Annotated in this window: 21 protein-coding genes and 3 tRNA genes; 15 read left to right on the top strand and 9 right to left on the bottom strand. The window is 46.5% G+C overall.

Features of this window, described 5'->3' with window-relative positions; all coding sequences use genetic code 11:
- The first annotated feature begins 68 nt into the window (after positions 1-68).
- The 8 genes from C943_RS01120 to C943_RS01085 all read left to right on the top strand — a co-directional run bounded on the left by C943_RS01120 (position 69) and on the right by C943_RS01085 (position 9,161).
- Positions 69-785: an ABC transporter ATP-binding protein gene (locus C943_RS01120; RefSeq protein WP_008623482.1), complete on the top strand. Its 717-nt coding sequence runs from the start codon at positions 69-71 to the stop codon at positions 783-785.
- Complete coding sequence (locus C943_RS01115) at positions 778-2,421, top strand: putative ABC exporter domain-containing protein (protein WP_008623481.1); 1,644 nt, start codon at positions 778-780, stop codon at positions 2,419-2,421. The genes C943_RS01120 and C943_RS01115 overlap by 8 nt, the downstream gene beginning before the upstream one ends.
- Before the next feature lie 2 nt (positions 2,422-2,423).
- Entirely contained in the window at positions 2,424-2,912 is a 489-nt protein-coding gene (locus C943_RS01110; protein ID WP_008623480.1) for a rhodanese-like domain-containing protein, read from the top strand.
- A 72-nt stretch (positions 2,913-2,984) separates the two neighbouring features.
- Positions 2,985-4,151, top strand: coding sequence for a hypothetical protein (locus C943_RS01105; protein WP_008623479.1), 1,167 nt, complete (start codon positions 2,985-2,987; stop codon positions 4,149-4,151).
- Between the two features lie 84 nt (positions 4,152-4,235).
- On the top strand, positions 4,236-5,231 hold the full coding sequence (locus C943_RS01100) for an adenosine kinase (protein ID WP_008623478.1): 996 nt from the start codon (positions 4,236-4,238) through the stop codon (positions 5,229-5,231).
- Between the two features lie 170 nt (positions 5,232-5,401).
- On the top strand, positions 5,402-6,937 hold the full coding sequence (locus tag C943_RS01095; RefSeq protein ID WP_008623477.1) for a serine hydrolase: 1,536 nt from the start codon (positions 5,402-5,404) through the stop codon (positions 6,935-6,937).
- A complete protein-coding gene (gene speB / locus C943_RS01090; RefSeq protein ID WP_008623476.1) occupies positions 6,934-7,725 on the top strand; it encodes an agmatinase in 792 nt (263 codons plus the stop codon). The genes C943_RS01095 and speB overlap by 4 nt, the downstream gene beginning before the upstream one ends.
- Before the next feature lie 26 nt (positions 7,726-7,751).
- The gene (locus tag C943_RS01085) at positions 7,752-9,161 is read left to right on the top strand and encodes a Gfo/Idh/MocA family protein (RefSeq protein WP_040478574.1); all 1,410 of its coding nucleotides are present in this window, start codon (positions 7,752-7,754) and stop codon (positions 9,159-9,161) included.
- Between the two features lie 64 nt (positions 9,162-9,225).
- Here C943_RS01085 and C943_RS01080 read toward each other — a convergent pair whose 3' ends face one another.
- The 4 genes from C943_RS01080 to C943_RS21915 form a co-directional block, all read right to left on the bottom strand.
- Positions 9,226-11,208: a M56 family metallopeptidase gene (locus tag C943_RS01080; protein ID WP_040478571.1), complete on the bottom strand. Its 1,983-nt coding sequence runs from the start codon at positions 11,206-11,208 to the stop codon at positions 9,226-9,228.
- On the bottom strand, positions 11,208-11,582 hold the full coding sequence (locus tag C943_RS01075; protein WP_008623467.1) for a BlaI/MecI/CopY family transcriptional regulator: 375 nt from the start codon (positions 11,580-11,582) through the stop codon (positions 11,208-11,210). Before C943_RS01075 ends, C943_RS01080 begins: the two co-directional genes overlap by 1 nt.
- 115 nt (positions 11,583-11,697) lie before the next feature.
- Positions 11,698-12,324: a nucleotidyl transferase AbiEii/AbiGii toxin family protein gene (locus tag C943_RS01070; RefSeq protein WP_008623466.1), complete on the bottom strand. Its 627-nt coding sequence runs from the start codon at positions 12,322-12,324 to the stop codon at positions 11,698-11,700.
- A complete protein-coding gene (locus C943_RS21915) occupies positions 12,279-12,581 on the bottom strand; it encodes a DUF6922 domain-containing protein (protein ID WP_040478546.1) in 303 nt (100 codons plus the stop codon). Before C943_RS21915 ends, C943_RS01070 begins: the two co-directional genes overlap by 46 nt.
- A 179-nt stretch (positions 12,582-12,760) precedes the next feature.
- On the opposite strand from C943_RS21915, the gene C943_RS01055 reads away from it, so the two are divergent.
- The 3 genes from C943_RS01055 (at position 12,761) to C943_RS01045 (ending at position 16,606) form a co-directional block, all read left to right on the top strand.
- Positions 12,761-13,537 (top strand): NRDE family protein, encoded by a 777-nt coding sequence (locus C943_RS01055; RefSeq protein ID WP_040478540.1) that lies wholly within the window; start codon positions 12,761-12,763, stop codon positions 13,535-13,537.
- A 15-nt stretch (positions 13,538-13,552) separates the two neighbouring features.
- Entirely contained in the window at positions 13,553-14,536 is a 984-nt protein-coding gene (locus tag C943_RS01050) for a YpdA family putative bacillithiol disulfide reductase (protein WP_008623463.1), read from the top strand.
- A gap of 174 nt (positions 14,537-14,710) precedes the next feature.
- Positions 14,711-16,606, top strand: coding sequence for an ABC-F family ATP-binding cassette domain-containing protein (locus C943_RS01045; RefSeq protein ID WP_040478567.1), 1,896 nt, complete (start codon positions 14,711-14,713; stop codon positions 16,604-16,606).
- Between the two features lie 67 nt (positions 16,607-16,673).
- On the opposite strand, the gene C943_RS01040 is transcribed toward C943_RS01045, so the two are convergent.
- Positions 16,674-17,717 (bottom strand): 6-bladed beta-propeller, encoded by a 1,044-nt coding sequence (locus C943_RS01040; protein ID WP_008623459.1) that lies wholly within the window; start codon positions 17,715-17,717, stop codon positions 16,674-16,676.
- A gap of 134 nt (positions 17,718-17,851) precedes the next feature.
- Between C943_RS01040 and C943_RS01035 the strand changes: the two genes are divergently transcribed.
- Complete coding sequence (locus C943_RS01035; protein ID WP_008623458.1) at positions 17,852-18,685, top strand: sugar phosphate isomerase/epimerase family protein; 834 nt, start codon at positions 17,852-17,854, stop codon at positions 18,683-18,685.
- 107 nt (positions 18,686-18,792) lie between these two features.
- Here the strand turns inward: C943_RS01035 and C943_RS01030 are convergent, their stop codons facing one another.
- Entirely contained in the window at positions 18,793-19,521 is a 729-nt protein-coding gene (locus C943_RS01030) for a lysophospholipid acyltransferase family protein (protein WP_008623457.1), read from the bottom strand.
- Positions 19,522-19,807: 286 nt separating this feature from the next.
- Here C943_RS01030 and rpsA point away from each other — a divergent pair, with 286 nt between their 5' ends.
- The 3 genes from rpsA (at position 19,808) to C943_RS01015 (ending at position 24,574) form a co-directional block, all read left to right on the top strand.
- Entirely contained in the window at positions 19,808-21,580 is a 1,773-nt protein-coding gene (rpsA, locus tag C943_RS01025; protein WP_008623456.1) for a 30S ribosomal protein S1, read from the top strand.
- A gap of 919 nt (positions 21,581-22,499) precedes the next feature.
- The gene (locus C943_RS01020; protein WP_157198381.1) at positions 22,500-23,435 is read left to right on the top strand and encodes a hypothetical protein; all 936 of its coding nucleotides are present in this window, start codon (positions 22,500-22,502) and stop codon (positions 23,433-23,435) included.
- Between the two features lie 83 nt (positions 23,436-23,518).
- Entirely contained in the window at positions 23,519-24,574 is a 1,056-nt protein-coding gene (locus C943_RS01015) for a peptidase associated/transthyretin-like domain-containing protein (protein ID WP_157198380.1), read from the top strand.
- Positions 24,575-24,710: 136 nt separating this feature from the next.
- Here C943_RS01015 and C943_RS01010 read toward each other — a convergent pair.
- The 3 genes from C943_RS01010 to C943_RS21905 form a co-directional block, all read right to left on the bottom strand.
- Positions 24,711-24,781: transfer RNA gene (locus C943_RS01010), tRNA-Cys, on the bottom strand.
- Positions 24,782-24,926: 145 nt separating this feature from the next.
- A tRNA-Cys gene (locus C943_RS21910) sits at positions 24,927-24,996 on the bottom strand.
- A 136-nt stretch (positions 24,997-25,132) separates the two neighbouring features.
- Positions 25,133-25,202 (bottom strand) — tRNA-Cys (locus tag C943_RS21905).
- Between the last annotated feature and the right edge of the window lie 140 nt (positions 25,203-25,342).

Raw genomic sequence — 25,342 nt, 5'->3', positions numbered from 1 at the left:
AGGAGCTGATGTAAACTCTTATCCGATTTCTTCGATTATAATTAGGTTTGAATCGAAATCGTGGATTTATGCTCGAAGTAACAGGTTTGGTCAAAAAGTACGGAAAGCAAAACGCCGTCAACAATATCAGTTTTTCACTTGCTGGTGGGGAAGTCGTTGGTCTCTTGGGCCCTAACGGTGCCGGGAAAAGTACCACCATGAAATGTATCGTAGGGCTGCTGCGGAAAAATGCGGGGGAGATTTTTCTCGGCGGTCACGACCATATGACCGTGGAAGCCAAGAAGCTCTTTTCCTACATACCCGAAACTCCCCATGTGTATGACCTACTGACGGTGCGGGAGCATCTGCAATTTATTGCGCAGGCCTATGGCGTAAAGAACTGGCAGGAAAAGGCCGAAGCATTGATGGACTTGTACGAATTGTCGGACAAACAGGATAAGTTGGGCCGGGACCTTTCCAAAGGCATGCGCCAAAAAGTATCGATCTGCTGTGCGCTGCTTCCTGATCCTCAGATCCTCTTTTTTGATGAACCGATGATTGGCCTTGATCCCAAGGCGATCAAAAACACCAAGAAGGTATTCCGGGACCTGAAAGAACAAGGCAAAACCATCCTCGTCAGTACGCACCTGATCGATAGCGTGGAGACCATTGCCGATAGGATAATGATCATGAAAGACGGCAACATCATCGGCAATGACACGCTTGCCAACCTCAAGAGCAACTTTGGGGCGGAAGGGGATTCAAGTTTGGAAGATTTGTTTTTAGAATTGACAAAGGATGAATGAGTTTAAGCTTCTGTTGCGCAAGGACTTCTTTATCGTCCGCAACAATATCCGTTTGATTCTGAAAAACCCGCTGCGCTTGCTGCCCTATGCAGCAGTGTTGGCGTATTTCAGCTTCTTTTATTTTAGAAGGGGAGGGCGCAGCCAAGACATGGACGCCAGTCAGCTGGACACCCTGCAGGATGCGGCGGGCGAGGTACCGGAGGTTGATTTTGCTATGCAAAATGTAGTGGGAGGTCTCACCCTGTTGGCTTTGGCTTTTCTGATGTTCCAGCTTTATCGGGCGACCAAAAAAAATATCAGCTTTTTTACAATGGCTGATGTCAACTTCGTATTTACCGCACCGGTCAATCCATCCAACCTGCTCGTGTACTACATGATCCGGTCGATTTTTCCGGCCCTGGGTGGGAGCTTGATTTTTGTCCTTTACAGTACCGCGCAGCTCAACGACGTGTTTGACCTCAATGCATGGAACCTCATCATCATGTCGCTCGGATTTACGTTCTTCTTCTTTATTATTTCCCCGATTCGCTTTTTGATCTACACCCTCAACACCAAGTATGGCATTCTGCCTTACATCCGAAACGGCATTTTCATCCTCGGAATTGTCCTTGCCCTGATGGTGATGATTCCGGGATTGATGGCGGAGAAATTTTGGCAGGGCATGTTTGCTTGGATTGGTTCACCCTGGTTTGATTTCTTCCCGCTCGTAGGTTGGAGTAGGGGCATTTTGTCCTACGTCAGCCATGGCAACGTGTGGATACCCCTAGGCTTTTCCTTGGCCTACATCATTTCATTCTTTCTGATCCTGTTTTTGGTCATCGCACATGCGGGAGCTTATTATGAAGACGTGTTGGAATCCACCAAATCCAACGAAGAGGTCAAAGAAAAGGCAATGGGAAAGGCAGAAGCCTCGGAGTCAACCGGAAGTCTGAATTTGAAAAAGAAACTCAATCTTCCTGATTTCGGAACGGGTGCGGTGGCTTTGTACTGGAGAAATTATGTCCACAGCTCGCGGCAGGACTTTCATCCGCTGTTTGGTTTATATGCCCTTGGCTTTGCTGGCATCGCGATCATCATGGCCGTCCTGTCCAATTTTGATTGGTTTTCGCATAAGATTATATATGGATATCTGGGCGTGATGATTATGATGTATTTCTTTGCCGGGATGGGCAGGACGAGTGTGGGCGATCTGAAAAAACCGTTTTTTATCCTGATTCCAGCCACTTGGACCTCCAAATTTATCAACATGATCAAGCTTGACCTGTACCAGACTGGTTTGTTTGGCGTAGGTTTGATCCTTCCCGCTGTGTTGATTGCCGGTCTGAGTTGGGGCTTGATTTTGCTTTTTCCGATTTGTCTCTTGGCTTTTTACCTCACGGGTTTTGCCATTACCCTTACTACCCAAGTAGGGTTTGATGAAGGTTGGGACCGGAAACTTATTCGCCCGGTCATCGTCGTAGGGGTCATTTTGTTTGGGATTCTGCCTTCGGTGGCGGCAGGATTTTTCGGTTATTTCATCACGGACAAGTTTGTCTACGGAATGCTGGGCTTGTCGATCGGAATGGTATTGGTAGCGACCTTGATGCTGCACCTGACCTTGGATATCATCAGTCGGGTGGAATTTAAAGAGATGTAAAAATGGGAAAGGGTTTATCTGTCTTGGCATTTTTGTTTTTCGTCAGTTTAACGGCATCGGCCCAAAGCTTGGCTTACAAAACCATGCTTAGCGGATTGTACGATGACGATTTCCCTTTGGCCTATTTGAATCAAACGGAGCTATTTTCGAAGGCTGTGTGGTTGGATACTCGGGAAAAGGAAGAGTATGAAGTCAGTCACATCAAGGGTGCCAAATGGGTAGGCTATGATACTTTTTCGCTGGGATCTGTCAAAAACATCCCCAAAGACCAACCCATTATTGTGTATTGCTCGGTCGGCGCGCGGAGTCAGGATATTGGGAAAAAGCTGCGGAAAGCAGGCTTCAAGCAGGTGTACAATCTGTATGGCGGGATTTTCCATTGGGTCAATGAGGGCAAGCCTGTGTACGCCGGCAATCGGCAGACACCAAAAATCCATACCTACAATGCCGCTTGGGGCATTTGGGTAGATAAGGGAGAAAAGGTCTATTAGCTTTTCTCCGACAAACCAACTTGTCGGACTTCTGAAATATTGCCTTATTTTTGACGGTTTAAACAACTGCTTATGAAGATTCTGGAAGTCACCACTCCAGCACAGGCGAAGGAATTTTTGGAAATGGCCGCCCGGCTTTACAAAAGTGAAAAGAACTGGATCAGGCCTTTGGACAAGGATATCGAGGGACTGTTCCATCCCGAGACAAACAAGCTTTACAGACAAGGAGCAAAAGCTAAAAGATGGCTGCTGTACAACGAGTCGGGGCAAACCATCGGCAGGGTGGCTGCATTTCTGCACCCAAAATGGAAAGAGTCCCAACCAACCGGTGGGATGGGGTTTTTTGAATGTATTGACGACGTCAAGGCAGCATTTCTGTTGTTTGATACCGCCAAGGAATGGCTGGAATCAGAGGGAATGGAAGCCATGGACGGCCCGGTCAATTTTGGTGAAAGGGACAAATGGTGGGGCTTGTTGGTAGATGGGTATACCGAACCCAACTACGGCATGCCATGGAATTTTCCTTATTACCAACATTTCTTCGAATCCTATGGATTCCAGGTTTATTTCAAACAGTTTACCTACATGCGTGGCGTGAAGGACCCCGTTTTTGACCCGAAAATGGAGGACCGCGCCAAGGCGATCAGAAAGGATCCAGATTTCGTTTTTCGTCAAATTAAGAAAAGCGAGATCAAGGACAAGGCTCCGGAATATTTCATGCAGGTTTACAACAAGGCATGGGCAAAGAACATGGGCAAGTCACTGACTTTGAAAGAGACGAACTTGATGTTTGCCAAAATGGCGCCGATCATCGATCCGAGGTTGATTTATTTTGGATTCTACAAGGGCGAACCTGTGTCGTTTTTCATCAATATCCCAGAGATCAATCAGCTTTTCAAATATGTCAACGGCAAGATGGACCTGATCGGCAAACTCAAATTCATCTTGCACAAGACATTCAATCCGCCCAAAAAGATGCTCGGATTGGTTTTTGGTGTAGTTCCTGATTTTCAGGGAAAAGGAGTCGAAAGTGCGATGATTATGGCATATCGCGATGATATAGCCTTCAAAAGCAGTTTCAAATACGAAACCTTGGAAATGAACTGGATTGGGGATTTCAACCCGAAAATGATGCGGGTTTGCGAGCAACTCAACGCGACGATCTACAAAACACACCATACTTATAGGTACCTGTTTGATAGGACAAAACCCTTTGAGCGCCATAAGATCTTCTCATAATCTGCGGAAAAATCGGCTTGAATTCTATTCGTCAGCATTTTTTCCAATAACAAATCAACTAATCAACAATTCAACTAATTCCCAATGAAAAAATACGACGTCACAGGCATAGGAAATGCCTTGGTAGATATTGAGTTCAAGGTAACGAACGAGTTCCTTTTCGAAAATCGGGTGGAAAAAGGCCTCATGACCCTGGTCGATGAAACCCGCCAAAACGAACTCATGAAAGTCATCAACACCGCCGAGGCGAAAAAGCAATGTGGCGGTTCCGCGGCCAATACCGTGATCGCGGTGAGCCAGTTTGGTGGACAATCCTATTATTGCTGCAAGGTGGCAAACGACGAATTGGGCTACTTTTACTTGGAAGACCTCAAGAATTCAGGTGTGGACAACAGTCTCGAAGGAAAAGAGCCCGAGGAGGGCATCACGGGCAAATGCCTTGTCATGGTCACCGGTGATTCTGAAAGGACGATGAACACGTTTTTGGGCATTACTCAGACGTTCTCCGTCAATGACCTCAACGAGTGGGCGATCAGGGACTCCAAGTATTTGTTCATCGAGGGCTATTTGATCACCTCGCCCAATGGCAAAGAGGCGATGATGCAGGCGAAGCGGATTGCGGAGGCAGCAGGTACCAAGGTGGCGCTGACTTTTTCCGATCCTTCGATGGTGAAGTACTTTCGGGAAGGATTTGACGATGTGATCGGCTACAGCGTCGATTTGCTTTTCGCCAACGAGGAAGAAGCGATGCTCTTCACCGGCAAAGACAATATCCTGGAAGCACGGGAAGAAATGAAGAAATCCGCCAAGCATTTCGTGATTACCCAAGGCAAAAACGGGGCTATGATCTTTGATGGGGATACCTTTATCGATATCGAACCCTACAAAACCGTCGCTATCGACAGCAACGGGGCAGGGGACATGTTTGCAGGGGCGTTCCTTTACGGCATTACCAATGGGCACAGCTATGCTTCCAGCGGCAAACTTGCCTCCATGGCCAGTTCCAAAATCGTCAGCCAGTTTGGGCCACGATTGAAATGGCATGAAGCCAAGGAAATCCTGGCAAGGCTGAATCCCTGATTCAACAGGAATTCGTTTTTGGGAATAAAATCGGTTGGATGTCTTTCGGCGGTTTCCGCTTGGCATCCAACCTTTGTTTTTTATCATTTCCCACGCCGCTGATCTCTATTTCACTTTTTGTTTCCGACGCTTTTTCGCCAATTTAGCAGAACACCGATTCCACACACCTAATGAACAAGCGCCTGATCATTTCTTTTCTATTTCTTTTTTTCTGGGTAAATGTGTACGCCCAAAAACTTCCCGATCCCAAGAAGCTGGATGCCTACTTCGCGAAAATGGTCCAGGATTGGGATGTGCCGGGTGCGAGTATTGGTGTCGTGAAGGATGGTAAATTGGTTTTTGTAGGAAATTACGGGGTCAAGGAAATTGGCAAGTCCGAGAAGCCGGATGAACATACGCTTTACGCCATCGCATCCAATTCCAAGGCTTTTACCTCAGCCATTATCGGCATGCTGGTGCAAGAAGGCAAACTCAAGTGGAATGACCGCGTAAAGGATTGCCTCCCGTATTTCAGCCTTTTTGGCGACCCTTGGATTTCGTCCCAAGTGACGGTGCGGGATTTGTTGAGCCATCGGGTAGGATTGGGTACCTTCAGTGGGGATGTGATTTGGTACAAGTCACAGGCGACTCCGGAGCATTTTATCAAAATGGCTGGACAACTTCCCCAAGCCTATGACTTCAGGGCGGGCTACGGCTATTCCAACCTCATGTACATCACAGCGGGCGAGTTGATCCGTGTGGTCAGTGGCAAGACTTGGGCGGAACAGGTGCAGGAGCGGATTTTTGCCCCTTTGGGTATGGACAGGACGACCACGACGATCGTGGATTTGGGGAAAAAAGGAAACTTCACTACACCGCATGGCAGGGAAGAAGGGAAAAATTTTCCAATAAAATTCGAAGGATGGGAGCATGTCGGCGCTACGGGCGGGATCATTTCTTCGGTTCATGATATGGCCAAGTGGATGGTTTTCAATCTTGACCATGGTATAATCGGGCAAGATACTTTGCTGAGTAGGTCTACCCGTAACCTTGTCTGGACACAGCATAATGTGTTTCCAGTTGACCACACTGCCAAAAACGACCTTGGGAGTCACTTCAATGGCTATGGGCTTGGCTGGACAGTGGGTGATTTTCACGGCAAACTGATGGTCGGGCATACCGGTGGGTATGATGGCATGATCACGGCGGTGACGCTTATCCCAGAGGAAAAACTGGGTGTCGTGGTGCTGACCAACGGGCATAAGAGTCCGATCATGGCAGCTACCTATTATGCTTTGGACCAGTTTCTCGGCACTGGCAACAAGGATTGGTCGGGCGATATGCTGAAAAGGACCAATGATAATGAGAAAAATGATACCCGAATTGCCGATTTGAAAAAGGCCAAGGTTACGGGCACCAAGCAGACACATCCTTCAAACGTGTATGCAGGAACCTACCATTCGGATATCTATGGCAAAATCAGCGTCGAGGAAAAGGACGGAAACTTGAGGCTGCTGTTTACCGATTCACCACGATTGAATGCCACACTCAAACATTGGCACTATGATACGTTTGAAATCCTGTGGGACGAGAAACATGCCTGGTTCAGCTTCGGGATTGTCAAGTTCAACTTGGATGGTAAACTGCAGGTTATTGGGATGGATTTCGAGGTGCCCAACGACGACATTTTCTTTGAGGAACTGAAACCCGTAAAAATCAAACCATGATCAAGGTCTTAGGAATTCCTTTTGATAGCAATAGTTCTTTCCTGAGGGGCCCCTATTTGGCACCACCAAGAATCCGTCTGATGGCTGCGGAAGGATCAGCAAACAACTATACCGAGGAAGGGCAGGAAATCATTGCGGGAAGGGATTATGAGGATTTGGGTGACTTGTCTTTTGCCAGCCAGGATTCCCAAAAGGCCTATGAGCAAATCAAACGATATGTCGGCGAAGCCATAGCGGACGAAAGCAACCTGCTGAGTTTGGGAGGAGATCATTCGATCGCTTATCCCGTAATAGAAGCCCATGCCTTGAAACATGGCCCCATGCATGTATTGCAGTTGGATGCCCATGGAGACCTATATCATGATTTCGAGAGCAATCCGTTTTCCCATGCTTCGCCCTTTGCGAGATTGTTGGAGAAAGGTGTGCTGCAGTCCCTTACCCAAGTGGGCATAAGGACCTTGACCCAGCATCAGCGGGAACAGGCGGCCAAGTACAAGGTCAAGATCGTCGAAATGAAGGACTTCAGTTTAGAGTTCGTTTCAGCTTTGGATGGGCCGTTGTATATTTCCTTGGATATTGATGTCTTGGATCCTGCCTTTGCGCCTGGCGTTTCGCATTATGAGCCAGGAGGAATGAGCACCCGGCAATTGCTGGATTTGCTGCTGGCTGTCAAAGTGCCAGTTATCGGAGCGGATTTGGTAGAATACAATCCCATTCGCGACCATCATCTGATGACCGCTATGGTTGCGTTTAAGTTGATGAAGGAGCTGATTGCCAAAATGAGATAGAATAACCCTTTTGAACCCTAATGACCATGAAAAACGAAAAACCACCCGTTTCCAGACGAGATTTTGTAAAAGCAGCTGCACTCAGCGGCGCAGGAATGATGATTGTGCCCCGACATGTGATCGGTGGGCCGGGCTACACCGCGCCAAGTGATAAAGTCAACTTGGCTATCATCGGCGCCGGTGGAAAAGGCAAGCAGAATGCCCAAGATTTTTTGAAATTGGAAAACGTGAACATTGCGGCTGTGGCAGATCCAGCCTACTATTGGAACCTGGCTGATTTTTATTATCGCTCGGAGGCAGGCAGAGGCCCCGTCACCGCCCTGATTGAGGCGCACAATGATGCCAAAGGAGAAAGCAAAAGGGTCGCCCAATACACGGATTTCCGCAAGTTGATGGAAAATGCCGCCGACATTGACGGTGTCGTCATCTCTACGCCTGACCATACCCATGCCTATATTGCTCTGATGGCTTTGAAAATGGGCAAGCACGTCTATTGCGAAAAACCACTGACCCACAATATTTGGGAAGCCCGTGAAGTTGCGAAGGTCACCCGGGAAACGGGTTTGATGACTCAGATGGGAAATATGGGCCACTCGGCTGATGGGATCCGTGAAACGGTAGAGTACCTCCGTGCGGGAGTAATCGGGGAAGTCAAAGAATGTCATGCTTGGGTACCCGCAGGCCGTTGGTTACCCGGATTGAGGGGTTTGCCACAGGGCCAAAGCACCATGCCCATTGGTTTTGATTGGGATCAATGGATAGGTCCAAGGGAAATGGTGCCTTTTCATCGGGATTATGTACCGGTTACCTGGAGGGATTTTTGGGATTATGGCTGCGGTGCTTTGGGGGATTTTGGTTGTCATGACCTCGACGCTGTGACTTGGGCATTTGATCTGAAAAGCCCCGATACTGTTCAGGTTTTTCCGGCTGGCTATTCTGACCGGAAAATTGCCCCTTATGGAGAAATTGGCTATTTCAATTTTTCCCAGAAAGGCCAGCAGAAGGCAATGAAAATCACCTGGTATTCTGGTGGATTGAGGCCAGACCTGCATCCCGCTTTACCAAAAGGCTATGTTTATCCCGCAAGGGCGTCTATGTTTGTGGGTACCAAAGGGATTATCATCAATGACGGAAGCAATCGCAAGCCCCAAGTGTTTCCGGAGTCTTTCCGCAACAATATCAAAGTTCCGAAACCCAGCCTGACAAGGTCAAAGGGTCATTTTCAGGATTGGATTGATGCGATTAGAAACAAAGAACAGTCTTCTGCCAATTTCGAATATGGTTCCAGATTGACCGAGATTACGCTCTTGGGTGTGTTGTCGCTCAGGTTGGGAGGAAAGCTCATCGAATGGGATTATGACAATATGAAAGCGAAAGGAATTCCGGATGCCGACCAGTATATCAAGGAGCCGGTCAGAAGCGGTTGGGAAATGTAGGAATCGGTAAAGCGCTAAAAATTACCGGATGGTATTCTACACTAAAGCGAACAAAAAAGGGGGCTCAATTGCCCCCTTTTTTGGTTGATTCCTGTAGTGTCCTTTGGAGTTCCTGCAACTGCTGCTGGTGTTCACGCTGCCAAGCTTCCATCTTGCGCTGAAACTGCTCCATTTTGACTTGGTTTTCTTGCTGCCAAGCTTCCATTCTTCGCTGGAATTCCTCCATTTTGGGTTGGTTTGCTTTTTGCCATTCCTCCATTTTCTTTTGGAACTCTTCGATGCGGGGCTGATTCTCTTGCTCCCATGCCTTCATTTTCGCTTGGAATTCCTCGACCCTGGGAGCAAGTTCTTTCTCCCAAGCTTCGTTCTTTTTTTGCCATTCTTCGATCCTTTCCTTGTTGGCCTCGTTCCATTTTTCCATGGCTTCGGCTACCTTTTCTTGATATTCCTCATATTTCGCCTGCCTTTCAGCCCGTTTCTTTTCGATTTCGGCCTTGGACATTTTGGTCGTGTCAAACTTGTACTGGAAAGAGTACCCGAAGCCATTGGCAGTATCGGGGAAAAAGTAGATTTCTGCGGGGAATTCAATTGCTGGTGCAAGCGCAAAATCCATTTGCGGCATATCACTCATATCGAATAGGGGAACCGGTGGCGCTTCAAATTCCATTTGAGGCATCGAAAACTCAAACGGGGGAATCGGGGCACCTTCAATGCCAAATGGAGCAATTGGAAATTCCTTAAAGAAACCTCCCACATCAGCCATCCCTTCGAATAAAGGCTTCATATCTTTGAAAAAGATACCCATGTCCTTGAATGCTTCCATTTCCTTTTTGAACTTCTCCTGCTGTTCGGGGCTCATTTTGTCCCAATCCAAATAGACCCTCACTGAGTCTTTTGGCGGGATGGTGTCACTTTTTGCCAATGCATATTGGCTGGTCCAGTCTCCCTCTATTGTGGTCAGGTTCAATTCGGTAGCCATCAGGTCATCGAAAGATTCCTTGGATGTCTTGTCGCTTGCGCCCACCAGTAGGGTGGCGCCAAGCATCAGCGTTGTCATCATCGTCATCGTGGTTAAAGTAGTTGGTTGTGAAGTAGTTGGTTTGATACCCATGATCCTCTTGATCCTGTTAAGCGTCGGGTTTTTGGGTCTCCCTGCAGCGGCCATCGCCATTTCGGGACTTTGTTTTTTCGCATGGTTCAGGACGTTGGCCAGGCCATAAGCCAGATCTTTGGGCGCTATGCCCATCTTGATGGCCAGGTCGTCGCAGGCATTTTCCCTTTGTTCTTTCGCGATTTTGTTGATCCACCAGAAGATCGGGTGGAAAAAGAACACGATTTCCAAAAAGGATTGCAACAGGTTGACGAGGTAGTCATGCCGCTTGATATGGGCGAGTTCGTGTGCAATGATCGCTTCGAGTTGCTGGGGGGAAAGCTGGAAGAATAGCCCTGCAGGAATCAGGATGACTGATTTCCATACGCCGTAAGTCATAGGCATGTCGATATGGATGCTTTTCAGCAGCTTTACGGTACTTCCCAAACGCAGGGAGCGCAATTGGTTTTCGAGAATTTCCTGCCATATATGATCGGCAGGTTCATGCCTTTTGTGCCGTAGATTTCTGATATCGGCAAGGGAGGTGCCGAGCTTTACCAAAAACAGCATGGCCCCCAAAAACCAGACTTGCACCAATGTTGGGATCCAGTTTTCGATTCGTTTGGAAACGATCATCCAGTCGGATGGCGCTGCAAGGAGGTATTCGGCCTTGGTTTCAGTCGATTTGTCGATTGCGACAGATGGCACATTCATATCCGCAGTGGTAGGCGCGGCTTCGGGGATAGAATAGAAGAAAGTTCCCAAAGCCACCATAGAGATCAACACAAGTGCTGAAATGCTCAGTCGGTACTTGAACGCCGCTGATTTTTGTCGGGAAGCAAGCAAAGTAACCCAAAGCAGCAGGCCAACACCTGCGACCTGCCAGATGGCATGGACGATCATCCAACCCAAGGCAAATAGATATCTCTCAGGGACGAGATTTTGGAGCGTTTCCATCATTGATCCTTTTCGAGTTGGTTGAGAAATGCGCGGATTTCATCGAGTTCTTCCAGGGAAGGTTTGGCTTGTCCCAAGGCCTGCATCACAAGGTTTTTTGCGCTTCCGCCAAAAGCCGTGGCCACGAAATCGCTCACGAGACCTTTTCGGGTAACCTGTTCGTCCACGGCCGGACGGTACACATGGGTCCTGTTTTGCTCGTCGCGGAGGAGGAGTCCCTTGGCATGCATGATCTGCATGATCTTGAGCGTGGTGGTGTAGCCTGTGTCCTTGGTGAGGGCGAGGCGTTCGTGGATATCCCGCACCGTGGCAGTTTTCAACTCCCAAAGAATGGAGAGGATTTCCAGTTCGGATTCTGTTGGTTTGGCTTGCATAGTGGTTAATACGATTCGTTTCGTACAAAGTTATACGAAGTGCATCGTAATGCAAATATTGGGTACGATTTTTTTCGTAAAAAGATGTTAAAATAATGATAAAGCAATAGTTGGCTCAAAGAAGATACTCTCTTACTTTTCCCCGGATAAAATCCTTTACCGACTCCCAAGTCTGCCCTTTGAGGCTGATGGGATCTTGGTCTTCTTCGGCTTCCGCAAAATAGATCATAGCCTGGGGTACCGAAATCAACAGATATTGGTTGGGATATTTTTGGCGATGGAATTCCACAAAATCCCGTACCGAAAAACGTTCCAACAGCGCGGCGATATCCCAAAAATCCTTCTTTTTTCCCCTTCCCAATATTGCTTGCACTTTCATCGCTACAATATCTTCTAAGGAGAAGAAGCGGAGGCCCTCGATTGTATGAATCGGTCTGATCAAAGGGTGTGGATGCCTGACGATATCTACCTTTGTATGTTGGATAAAACAAAATATTCCGAAATGCGGAGGCTTTTTTTCCATTGCAAAGGCAGGTCCGTATCTTTTTTCCAAGGCAATAATGACATCCTCATTTGAAAAACTTGAAGTGGAGAAAAAGTCTAGGTCCACGGAAATCCGATGGCCAAAAATAAGGGATAATGCAGTACCGCCAACCAATGCAAATTCCTTCAGCGCAGGAATTTCATTTAGTTCGACTAGTATGGAAAAAGTTCCGGGTTCGACTGTCTGAGTTTGTAGCATCGGAATTCAGTTATCTCTCGATCGATTACAGCCGCGGCGAGGTACATGCGTGTTTCAGGTAGGAATTTTGCGTTAAGAAGTACCTCCCTAATCCGGTCATCGCCATAATATCGCCTGCAATTTCTGATATCTTCCACATCTCCCCGTTCAAATACACGGGTGATAACGAAAGCAGATTTCTCGTCATAGTCGATTAGGTCAAATGCCACATCCCAGAAAATACGTTTGTCAAAAATCGGCTTTGGTTTTGTGTCCATGTTCGCAGAAAAGGGTTTCCAATCCAAAAGTTAAAGATAAATGCGGACTTTGAAACCCAAAGAACAAAAACAGTGCGCTCTTGTCCCCACCAATTCCGGGTCCCAAACCTAAAGTATCATGTCTCAAATCTCCTGTCTCGTATCTCGAATCTAAAGCCTCTTTTCGTATCTTGCGCCCCATGTGTCTATTAGCATTTAACTGGAATAATCATCCAAAGTACAAACTCATCTTGGTCGCCAACCGGGACGAGTTTTTCGAAAGACCCACCGAATCCCTGCACAAATGGGAGGCTGGATTCTACGCCGGCAAGGATATCCGCGCGGGCGGGACTTGGCTAGGTATCCATCCCGGTGGACGTTTTGCTACCTTGACCAATTTCCGCGACCTGCGCAACAAGAACAAATACGAAAAATCACGTGGCGATTTGGTGAAAAACTTCCTCGAGGGCAAGGATCATCCAAAGGATTACTTGGAAAAAATCCAGTCCGAAAAAGGCGAGTACGATGGATTCAACCTCCTCGTAGCGGATGGGGATGAGCTTTTCTATTTTTCGAACAAACAGGAGGGAATCCACCGCCTGGACTTTGGCCTGTATGGCCTCAGCAATGCACTCTTGGAGACTCCCTGGCGCAAACTGTTGGAAGCGAAAGAAAAATTGGCCCAGAAAATTGAACACCGGCAGTTTGACCCGATTGGATTGCGTGAGGTTGTCCTGTCTCGGGATTTCGAATCGGATGATAAATTGCCAAGCACCGGTGCCACTTTGGAGCAGGAGCGCTTGCTTTCGGCACAGTTTATCAACGTCGGCAACTACTACGGCACCATCAATACCACTGTGCTGCTTTGGCACCATGACGGGACAGTAGAAATGAACGAAATCCGGTATTTCCAAGCGGAAAACAGATCTGAGGAGAAAGCGCTGCACTTCCAAATGCTCGAACACAAACAGGTTTAGGAGTGTTTGCTGTCTATGGAAACAGAGGTTCAGGAAAAGGTTTTGGATGTATTGATCGTCGGGGGCGGACCGATTGGGCTTGCCTGCGGGATCGAATGTAAAAAGGCAGGCTTGGATTATCTGATCGTTGAGAAGGGTGTCTTGACCAATTCACTTTTCAACTATCCCCTGAACATGACTTTTTTCTCTACCTCCGACAAGCTCGAAATGGGCGGAATTCCTTTCATGTCCATTTCCCACAAACCCACCCGCAACGAGGCCTTGGAGTATTACCGCCGTGTGTACACGACTTGGAAACTGCGCGTAAACCTGTACGAGGAAGTCAAAACCCTTTCCAAAAAAGCCGACCTCTTTGAAATCATCACTTCCAAAGGCAGCTACCTTTCCCGCAACTTGATTCTTGCGACGGGATTTTATGACCTGCCCAACCTGATGCATGTGCCGGGCGAGGATTTGCCCAAGGTCACACATTACTATAAGGAACCATGGCCCTATATCGGTCAGAAAGTGTTGGTCGTCGGCGGGGCAAATTCCGCAGTCGATGTGGCATTGGAGACTTGGCGAAAAGGCGCAGAAGTGACCATGGTCCTGTTGGGAGATAGTGTCGATACCAACGTCAAATATTGGGTCAGGCCCGATATCGAAAACCGCATCAAGGAAGGTTCCATCAAGGCCTTCACCAATTCGAAGGTAGTTGAAATCCGGGAAAAGGAAGTTTTGATCCAAACGCCCGAGGGTGTGGTTGCCATCGAAAATGACTTTGTGCTTGCTATGACCGGGTATGTGCCCAATTTTGCGCTTTTGGACCAATTGGGTGTCGAACTGAGTCTGGATGAAAGGCGTCAACCCTGCTACGACCAGGCTAATCAGGAATCAAATGTGCCCGGCGTATACCTTGCGGGTGTTGTCTGCGGGGGATTGAATACCCGGGAATTTTTTATCGAAAACTCTATCGTCCATGCGGAGCAGATTGTGAAGGATATCTTGCGGAAGAAGTGAGGGGCTAGATCTGAGATTTGGGAAATGAGATTTGAGTAAAATCACCTGAAAGCAAACTTGGCTTCTAACATTTCAACCTTTCAACTTTCCAACCCTTTCACCCATCCCCAATCTTCCAATTATCAATTTTCCAATCTTTCGATCTTCCAATACTTATCCGTCTATCTTTGCGGCATGAATTATTTATCGGTAGAAAATCTCAGTAAGTCTTTTGGGGAGCGGAAGTTGTTCCAGAATATATCCTTTGGCATCGATCAAGGCCAAAAAATCGCCCTCGTCGGCATCAACGGAGCCGGCAAGTCTACGCTGATGAAAATCATCATGGGCCTTGAAGTCGCGGACTCCGGCACATTCAGCATCAACCAACAGATCAAAGTCTCTTACGTCCACCAAAACCCGGTTTTTGCTGCTGATTTGAGCATTTACCAAACCATTTTCGAAGGCAGTACCAATGAAATCTTGGGCCTGATCGAATCCTACCATAAGGTCATGCTCGATGCCGAAATGGGCAAAGACAATGGCGATCTGCTGCAACAGTTCCTCATCAAAATGGACGCCATGCAGGCTTGGGATTATGAATACGAGGTCAAGGAGGTCTTGGGGAAATTGGGACTGAAGGACACCGAACAGCCTGTCGGAAACCTTTCAGGCGGTCAGCGCAAGCGGGTAGCTTTGGCAAAGGCTATTTTGGAAAAGCCCGATTTGCTACTGCTTGACGAGCCGACCAACCACCTTGATTTGGAGACGATTGAGTGGCTGGAAGATTACCTTTCCCGCGCGAATCTCTCCCTGCTGATGGTCACCCACGACCGGTACTTCTTGGAGAAGGTCACCAACCAAATCCTCGAACTAGACAACGGTCAGATCTATCGCTACATGGGCAACTATGGCTATTTCTTGGAGAAAAAAGCCGAGCGCCGGGAGATTGAAGCTACGGAAATCGACAAAGCCAAGAGCCTCTACAAAAAGGAACTCGAATGGATAAGGCGGCAGCCAAAAGCCCGCGGGACAAAGGCGAAATACAGAGTCGATGCTTTTGAGGAAACCAAAGAGAAGGCCTTCCAAAAGCGCGAGGAGCGCGAGATTGAGCTGAAACTGACCACCCAGCGGTTGGGTAATAAAATCATCGAAATCGACGAATTGGGAAAGTCATTCGACGGCAAGCCTGTCATCAAGGATTTTTCATACATTTTTAAAAAAGGCGACAAAATCGGGATTGTCGGACCAAATGGCGCCGGAAAGACTACTTTTCTGAATATGATTACGGGCTTGTTGGAGCCGGACCGGGGCAAAGTGACCATCGGGCAGACCACGGCCATCGGCTATTACCGACAGGAAGAGGACAGGTTTGACGAGTCTAAGCGGCTGATCGACATTGTAAAAGACGTCGCCGAGGTCGTTACCATCGCGGGAGGAAGCACGATTTCTGTTTCGCAGTTCCTGACGAAGTTTGGTTTTCCGCCCAAGCAGCAGTTCACCCCAATCGAGAAGCTGAGCGGTGGAGAGCGCAGACGTTTACAGCTACTGATGGTTTTGATCAAAAATCCCAACTTCCTGATCCTCGATGAGCCTACCAATGACCTGGACATCATGACGCTCAATACCTTGGAGGAGTTTTTGGATGATTTTCCCGGATGTTTGCTGATTGTTTCCCACGACAGATACTTTATGGACCGTTTGGTGGACCATTTGTTTGTTTTTGAAGGAGAGGGCAAGATCAAGGATTTTCCGGGGAACTATACCGATTTCAGGGAGTGGGAAAAAGAACAAAAACTAGCCCCAAAGCTTGAAAAGCCGGAAGTGAAGGCGCCTGAACCTAAGAAGGTTGAAGCTGCATCCGTGTCAAAACCAAAGGCGACTTTCAAAGACAAAAAGGAATTTGAGGAAACCAGCAGCAAAATAGAATCCCTTCAGCGCGAAAAAGATCAACTGGTAGAGAAAATTCAGGCTGGCAGCGGTGGCCCCGCTGATATGACCAACTGGTCAAAGCGCATTGTAGCGATCGATCATGAGGTTGAGAACCTCGAAATGCGTTGGCTCGAATTGAGTGAATTGGAGGGGATTGGGTAGGTAGTACACAGAGATCAGTGGGCAGTTACAGACATGCTGCCCACTGCGACTGCCCACTGCCCTCTCACTACACCCTCACCAACTTCATCGGATAACTCCGGCTGGCATTCCATTGGCAGACGTAGATGTTTTCGTCCTGATCGATGCAGACATCGTGGCAATGCTTGAAAACCGGTTCCTTTTGGATCATCAGCTGCAATTCGCCGTCGATATATTTTGGGGCAGTGCCGCCTGGGTTGGATACTACTTTGTTGTTTTCATCCAAAATCGTCACAAAACCTGAATTGTCCATTTGCTCGAGGTATTTTGCCCTGGACCAGCAGACGCCGGCGTAGAGGTTTTTGCCGTGGATGACTGGCCTGCAGACGAATGCCCCAGGCAGGAAAATCGTCTCTATATATTCTCCCTCCAAGCTGAAACGCTTGAAGGAATTGTGTCCTCGGGAGGTGCAGAGTAACGTTGGTTTCCCTCCTTTCCTGGTATCCACGGCAATCCCATGAACAGTTTTGAACTGGGCATCGCCATGCCCGTCTCCGCCGAATTTCCGGACGAATTTACCCTTGGCATCATATTGCAATACAAATTGGGAGCCGTAACCGTCGGTGATGTACAAGTCGCCGTTGGGCGCTACGCAGGTTTCTGTGGGCACCCAGCGCATTTTGTCTGTGTAGATTCCTGCGCTGACGGGGGAAGGAATCTCCGTGATGATCTTTCCCTTGAGGTCAGTCTTGATGACCCTGCCGCCATTGTCTACGATCCAAAGGAATTCCTCTCCACCTTCTTCACAAATACTCAAACCGTGCGCCGCAGGCAGGTTGAGCGTCCAGGAATCCAGCAGTTTTCCAGATTGATCGTAGATCAGCATGTTGTTTTTGGGTTCGTCGGTAAGCATCAGCATCCTTTTGTTTTTGTCCATTACCATTTCGTGGCAGTTGACGACTGGATATTTGGCAGGGTCGAGGTTTCCCCAATTGGGATCAAGCTTGTACCTGAAGTCGCCATGACCCAATATCAAATCGTTGTTTTCAGAAAAGGAAAATGATGGTGCAATGCTCATAAAGAATCCCGTAAGGGCGGTTTGTTGGATAAATTGACGGCGGCTGGTTTTCATGGATTTTAATTTCTTCGAAGTTAAAAAACAAGTTCTACAAACAATATCATATGGCGATTTTTCCATTGGTCAAAATAAATGATGTATCTCGCTGCCTTATGCTTAACTTATAACCATAAAACCCATTAGAACCTATGAAAAAATTCCCAATTCTATTGTTGGTGGCATTGTTGCTATTTGCCGGCTATACACAGGCTCAACAAATCGCCCTTCAATTGTACAGTCTTCGAAACGAAATGAAGACGGACGTCAAAGGCACGCATGCGTTGATACCAAAAATGGGCATCAACTACCTCGAAGGGGGAGGCACTTACGGTATGTCGCTGGACGAGTACAAGCAGTTTCTTTCCGGTCTTGGATTAAGTATGATTGCGGTTGGCGCGGATTTCAAGCAGCTGCAGGAAAATCCCCAAGCGATTATCGACAATGCCAAAGCGTACGGAGCCAAGTATGCGACCTGCTTTTGGATTCCGCATACCCAAGGTCAATTCAGCATCAAGGAAACCCAAGAGGCCATTGAAGTTTTTAATAAGGCCGGAAAAATCCTCAAAGACGCCGGCATCACGCTTTGTTATCACCCACACGGGTACGAGTTCAAGCCGCATGGCAAAGGGGTGTTGTTTGATGAATTGATCAAAAACGCCAAGAATTACGATTTCAACATGGATGTGTATTGGGTGCAGATGGGTGGTGGCGATCCCCTCGCGATCATGAAAAAGTATCCAAAGGAATTCCCATTGCTTCACTTGAAGGATCGTGCCAAAGGAACCCCCGGCAGTTCTGATGGTCGGGGCGATGTAGAAACAAACGTCATCTTGGGCACAGGAGATATAGATATCCGTGGCATTATCAAGCAAGCCCAAAAAATGGGCACCGAATACCTGATCATCGAGGACGAGTCTTCCCGCTCTGTTCAGCAGATCCCACAGAGCGTCGCCTATATCAAGAAGGTGATGGCGGAGAAATAAAAACAAAAGTCCGAGGGTCAAGCCCTCGGACTTTTTTAATCCAATTCCAATTTTTGAATTTGTGCTATACGCCTTTTCTAACAATTGTCCTAAGACTTTGCCTAGGCTTACTCATTCACCATGATCATAGACTCCAATCGGTTGTAGCATTTTTCCGCCAAGCTCTCAAAGTCATTGTTGGCTTGATAGGGTTTCGGATCGATAGGCGCCGAAAGATAGACCCGTACTTTTCCGGGCCGCATCATCATGGAACCCCGTCGCATGATATGGTCTGCGCCGATTACTGCCATGGCGAGGATCGGCACTCCAGTTTCGACCGAGATGCGAAATGCCCCTTTTTGGAAGGGAAGCAAGGTCTGATTGGTGTCGTTTCGGGTACCTTCCGGAGCGACTACGATAGAAATGCCCTGGTTGAGGATGTGGAGGAGTTTTTCGACAGAGGCTTTTCTGGATTCGGAGTTTTGCCTATCCACCCACACCGCGACGCGGGACACGATGAATCCGAACAAGGGGATTTTCGACAGCTCCTTTTTGCCAATCGCGCGCACTTCCTGATGGATCGCCATGGGGATTACGGGTGCATCGATAAAGGAACGGTGGTTGAAAATATAGATATAGGGTTTGTGTGGCTCAATATGTTCCCTTCCGTGCACTTCATAGCGGATGCCGACCATGGCAGACCAAATCCGGGCCCAAAGTCGGATAAAGACAAAGGATACCTTTCCGCCCCGAGGACTGACCAATAGCGGAATCACAATTCCCAAGCCGAATACGAGCATCCAAAACACGAAGCAGATAGCCGCGTAGATGGTATAAATCCACCAGACAATTTTCATAACAGCAAACCTTTGGTTAATTTTGGGCAATCGTTTAACAATTTACTAACTCTTCGCTTGCAAACAACCCCCGGAAGCCATTTCGGGGGTTTTCGTTTTTTCGCAATTTTAATGGATGATCGAGTTTTTTCTTAGTCAGGGTTCAAGTCTTTGTTAAAAAATCCTACATTTGCAGTCCGTTCGGGTGAACGGGGCTCTTGGATTGATTTTCAGGGGCTTTATGTCCAACAAAAAAACGGCTGTCCCCTGACCCGAGGGCCGTCGCCATTCAGGGTCATTGCACATTATGTCTAAACAGAAAGATTTTAACTGGGACGATTTCAGCACCAAAGGCTTTGGTGAAGGGTACTCCAAGGAAAAAAGAGCCGAAATGGAAGCACTCTATTCCGGTACTTTGAAGGAAATCACCGAGCATGAAGTCATCAAAGGTACCGTCGTTGGTATCAATGACAAGGACGTCATCGTCAACATCGGCTTCAAGTCTGATGGTTTGGTGCCAGTGTCCGAATTCCGTGACCTTCCTAACCTCAAGATCGGTGATGAAGTCGAACTGTTTATCGAAGAGCAGGAAAATGCCTTGGGCCAATTGGTGCTTTCCAGAAAGAAAGCCAGAATGGTAAGGGCTTGGACCGATATCGAAGACGCCTTGGCCAACGATTCCGTAATCGAAGGCTTGGTGAAGAGAAGAACCAAAGGTGGCTTGATCGTGGATATCTACGGTGTAGAAGCCTTCTTGCCAGGTTCCCAGATCGACGTGAAACCTATCAGGGATTTCGATATTTACGTCGGTAAGAAAATGGAAGTGAAAGTGGTGAAGATCAACCACACCAACGATAACGTGGTCGTATCGCACAAAGTGTTGATAGAAAAAGACCTCGAAAAACAAAAAGCAGAAATCCTCAATAACCTCGAAAAAGGTCAGGTATTGGAAGGTGTGATCAAAAACATGACCAACTTCGGTGTGTTCATCGATTTGGGTGGTGTAGACGGTCTCTTGCACATCACCGATATCTCTTGGGGCAGAATCAACCACCCAGAGGAAGTGCTTAGCTTGGATGACAAAGTTCAAGTCGTTGTACTTGACTTCGATGATGACAAGAAGCGTATCTCTCTCGGCATGAAGCAATTGACGGCTCATCCATGGGATGCCTTGTCAGCTGAACTCGAAATTGGTTCTAGGGTGAAAGGCAAAATCGTGAACGTGGCCGATTATGGTGCGTTCCTCGAATTGGCGCCTGGAGTAGAAGGTTTGATCCACGTATCCGAAATGAGCTGGTCTCAGCACTTGAGAAACCCAGCTGATTTTGTGAAAGTTGGTGACGAAATCGAAGCGGTTGTCTTGACTTTGGACAAAGACGAAAGGAAAATGTCTCTGGGCATTAAGCAATTGACCGAAGATCCATGGACCAAAGGCGACATGGTGACCAAATACGCTGTTGGTACCAAGCACAAAGGTGTCGTTAGAAACTTGACCAACTTCGGCCTGTTCCTGGAATTGGAAGAAGGAATCGACGGATTGGTTCACGTATCTGATCTTTCCTGGACCAAGAAAATCAAGCATCCTTCCGAATTCGTGAAAGTGGGCGATGAGCTCGAAGTAGCTGTATTGGAATTGGACGTTGAGAACAGAAGACTTGCCTTGGGCCACAAGCAATTGGAGGAAAACCCTTGGGATACATTTGAAACAGTGTTTCCGATTGGTTCTGTCCACAAGTGCACTGTGAATTCCAAGAATGACAAAGGCGCAGTTCTTGAGCTTCCTTATGGTCTTGAAGGTTTTGCAACCTCCAAAAACTTGGAGAAAGAAGATGGCTCAACCGTAGAAGTTGGCGAATCTCTTGATTTCAAAGTAACCGAGTTCTCAAAAGACGATAAGAGAATCGTGCTTTCCCACACTGCAACGTTTAAGGAAGAAGCCAAGTCGGCCGGTGCCAAGAAAGTTGTGAAGAAGAAAGGCGAGGAAGGCAAAGTAGAGGCTCCTGCTCCTGCCGAGAAATCCACTTTCGGAGACATCGATGCTTTGGCAGAGTTGAAGGAGAAAATGGAAGGCAAGAAGTAACTTCTAGAAATAAACGGGAAGGACTAAAATAATCTATGGTTCTGACCAACATTTAAAAATGCCGGCTGAGAGGCCGGCATTTTTTTTTGACTTTATAGAAGGCTGTGAAAAATATTTGAAATGAAACTTGCTTTGCAGTTGTTTTTTTTTTTTTAGTTTTCATGAACTAACCTTAAGTGTAAACATTATGGGAAAAAAAATTTTGATTTTCGTCGGTTTGATGCTATTCAGCAATCTGCATAGCATTCAGTCTTTTGCCGGAGCAAGTTGCATGCATCCGAGGTGCCATTCCGTTGGAGAGGGATACTGTCTTCCAGGTCATCAGATATCCTTTAGAAGCTCATGTGGCTTTGATGAATGCCTAATTGCTACTTTCTGTGGTTCAAGCCCAATGAGTTGATGCTATGAAAAAGTTTGTGATGACTACCATTGTTATTTTGGGCGTGATGTTCTACTCGAATCCATCAAATAGCGCATCCTGTGAACATCCACGCTGTCATAGTGTTGGCGAGGGGTATTGCTTGCCGGGGAACCAAATTTCATTCAGGCAGTCTTGCCACCCATTGGGTTGTGAACTTAGAAATTGCAGTTGGCAGCCACAGTTTTAAATTTAAATTTGTGGATTTGAACTGATGCTGTCCGCCTGTTTCAGTATTGGCGGACAGTTTTGATTTTCATTTAGGGGTTTTTTATGGAGAAGTTCACGTCATACTTGCTTACCCTATTTTTGGGTTTGTTCATTAGTTGCCAGAGTAAACGTGACCAAGGCGAGTCACAATTTTTGGTTCATAAAGTTTTACCAGAAATTCGAATTCATCAACTTGAATTGGACACTTTGGAAATCAACTATGACGGATTTGTAGGGAAAGGATTCACTGTGATTTCGGGGGAAAAAATTCATTTTTTAAATCAGCTTAAAATGGAGTTGATTGAGTTTGACAGAGAAGGAAATTTTTTAGGTGTTTTGATTTCTTCGGGAGAAGGGCCAAACGAAGTACCACGGTTTCAATCTTACTTGGAAGCTGGTGGGAATAAGTATTTCTTGGACGGTTATACGATTTTTACCTACGATTCAACTAATAATCTGATTAATAAAAGATTGATCGATTTTTACCATAACAGCTCTATGGAATCTGTCGAAAACGATCCAAATACAAAGGATCCGGGTGTATATGAAATCAAATATTGGGCAAATGAACTGGGGATGATTAATGGATACCTTTATACAAAGGTGGAATCATCGAATCCCAAATTCAATTTTGTGATGCACGAGGCCTATTATCGAGAGGCTGCTTTGTATGCACAAATTGATTTGAAGACGGGGAAAGTCTTGAAAGTAATGGGAAACAGGCCCAACGTTTACTTAAACTACCGCTTTATCCCACACTTTGATTATTTCTATCACGATATCCAAGAAAAGGAGGTTTATCTGAGCTTCGAGCCAGACTCCCTTATCTACGTTGCCGATTTGGATTTCAAAATCAAGGAAGCTTTTGGAGCGGGTGGTAGCCAAATGGATACTGATTACATCGAGGTAAACACAATTGATGATTGGGAGGCATACTGGAGGAATAATAGGGTGCATAAAGGGTTTTATCGATACATCAAGTATTTTCCGAAGGACAAGGTTTTATTTAGAACGTACACCGTTGGCAGTCAGGACCATACGAAATTCGAGTATGAAGACAACCCGCAAAGGATGCAGATTTTTCAAGATCGAAAGCTTATCGGAGACGTTGCGGTTCCCAACACGTTCAAAGTTATTGGCAAAATCGGAGATGATTATTACGCTGACGGCTCGGTAGGAAATCTGAACAACGAAAAGATTGTTATTTATCGATTCAAACTCCCGTGAAACCTTTTTTCATTTTCCTCTGCGCAATGTATTTAATAGCCGATGAGATTTCTGCTCAGACTTATTCTTTCTTAGTCAAAAATTTGAATGAAAAAAAGGCTTTGGAGTATGCCCATATCCAGCTTGGGAATTCCCACTTTGGTGCCGTTACCGAGATTAATGGTTACGCAAACTTCACCCTACCTGGGAATCAAAAAGATTCGATCATTTATGTGTCACATATTGGTTACGGGAAGGTGTCGATCGATTTGCGCCACCTTGAGACCAGCAAAGTCAATGAGGTTTTTTTGCAGGTAAGTGATTTGGAGATTGCTGAATTTTCAATTGTTGATTTAGATTTGAGTCCTTACGAGTTTTATTCAAGAGCGGTCAATTTGGTGAATGATACTTTTTATTCAAAGAACTATAGTGGATTATGTGAGTACGAGGAGCGGGTTATGGAGGATGGGAGGGAAACATTTAGCTACAACATGGATATCGTCCTCGTCTCAAATGGGTTTTCCGCAGCAAAAGGCAAGAACATCTATATATCCAATGATGATGCCTATTTTGTTGAGATGAATTATTTTAAAGGGGCCCAGCACTACACCTTGTTGAAGGTGGCGGAAATGTTGGATTATCGATTCAAATATGACCCTCCGAAATTCGATCAGGATAACAACTTGACTTTATTCTTTCTAGAATATAAAAGTAGTATCGAAAGGCAGACTTTTCTAATTCCTAACCTGAAGGACGGCGATCAATGGTATTTTGAGGATATTTTGGAAATTGGAGATGAGAGCTATGCAAAAGTGACCTATTCAAAAACAGGGTCAAAGGCATCTTTTTTAATTAGTATCAAAGATTATTCGATTCATACCATTTGGTTTAATATTTCTGATTCAGATAGAAACTTCCAAAATGACATGGAAAGGTATACCCATGGTAGTTTAAATGGTAGGATTGACTATTTCAAGGTGGATGGCAAGTCTAAGCTGAAGCAATTTGAACTCATCAGCCACCGGCATATCTCGAAAGACGGCATTCAATTGGGCGAAAAACGAATTTTCTCTACCCTGACGATGAAAAATCTATACCAACGGATTCCAAAGAGAAGGGACAAGATTGACTTATATTTTATTGATAAGTTTTACAAATAATCTTACTCATTGGAATTTCTTCCACGTCATCGAAAAAAGAAAAGGTTCGATTTTGCGCAGAAAAGAATTAGATCCCCAAACCCAGACTAATCACTATAAAATGCAAAAAGCACCCACTTTCGCGGATGCTTTTTTGAGGTCACGAGCGGATTCGAACCGCTGTACAAGGTTTTGCAGACCTCTGCCTAGCCACTCGGCCACGCGACCCTTTGTTTTTCGGAATGCAAATGTAGGCAATTCGTCCTTGATTGCAAAACCTGTGGTGGTATTTCCCTTGCACCCAGAAAGAATAGTTGAAAATCATGCCAACACGGGTGACAAGAAAAAGCCCCCATTTCATGAGGGCTCTATGAGGTCGGGGATGGATTCGAACCACCGTAAAGAGTCTTGCGGACCCTCGCCTCGCACTCGGCCACCCGACCTTGATAGCTGAATTCTTCAATCTCGATTCGTTTTACAACCGGATTTTATGAGGTACCGCTTTCAGTTTCGACTTATAATTTAACCCAATCTTGGAGACTAAGGTTTACAAAAATAAGAATTTCTTTGAAATTTCTGAGGTCGGGGATGGATTCGAACCACCGTATAGAATCTTGCGGACCCTTGCCTGACACTCGGCCACCCGACCTTTTAATCTGCTTTTTTGGATACTGCTGCTATTTTTTTTAGGACATTATCCACCACAAACTATTTTCTCAGAAGCTTGGATTTATTCTTACCAAGAAAAAGAAAAATGATTGAGGTCGGGGATGGAATCGAACCACCGTG

The organism is Mariniradius saccharolyticus AK6, from assembly GCF_000330725.2.
In the GTDB taxonomy this organism is placed as follows: Bacteria; Bacteroidota; Bacteroidia; order Cytophagales; family Cyclobacteriaceae; genus Mariniradius; species Mariniradius saccharolyticus.
This window is presented reverse-complemented; position numbering and strand designations above follow the sequence as displayed.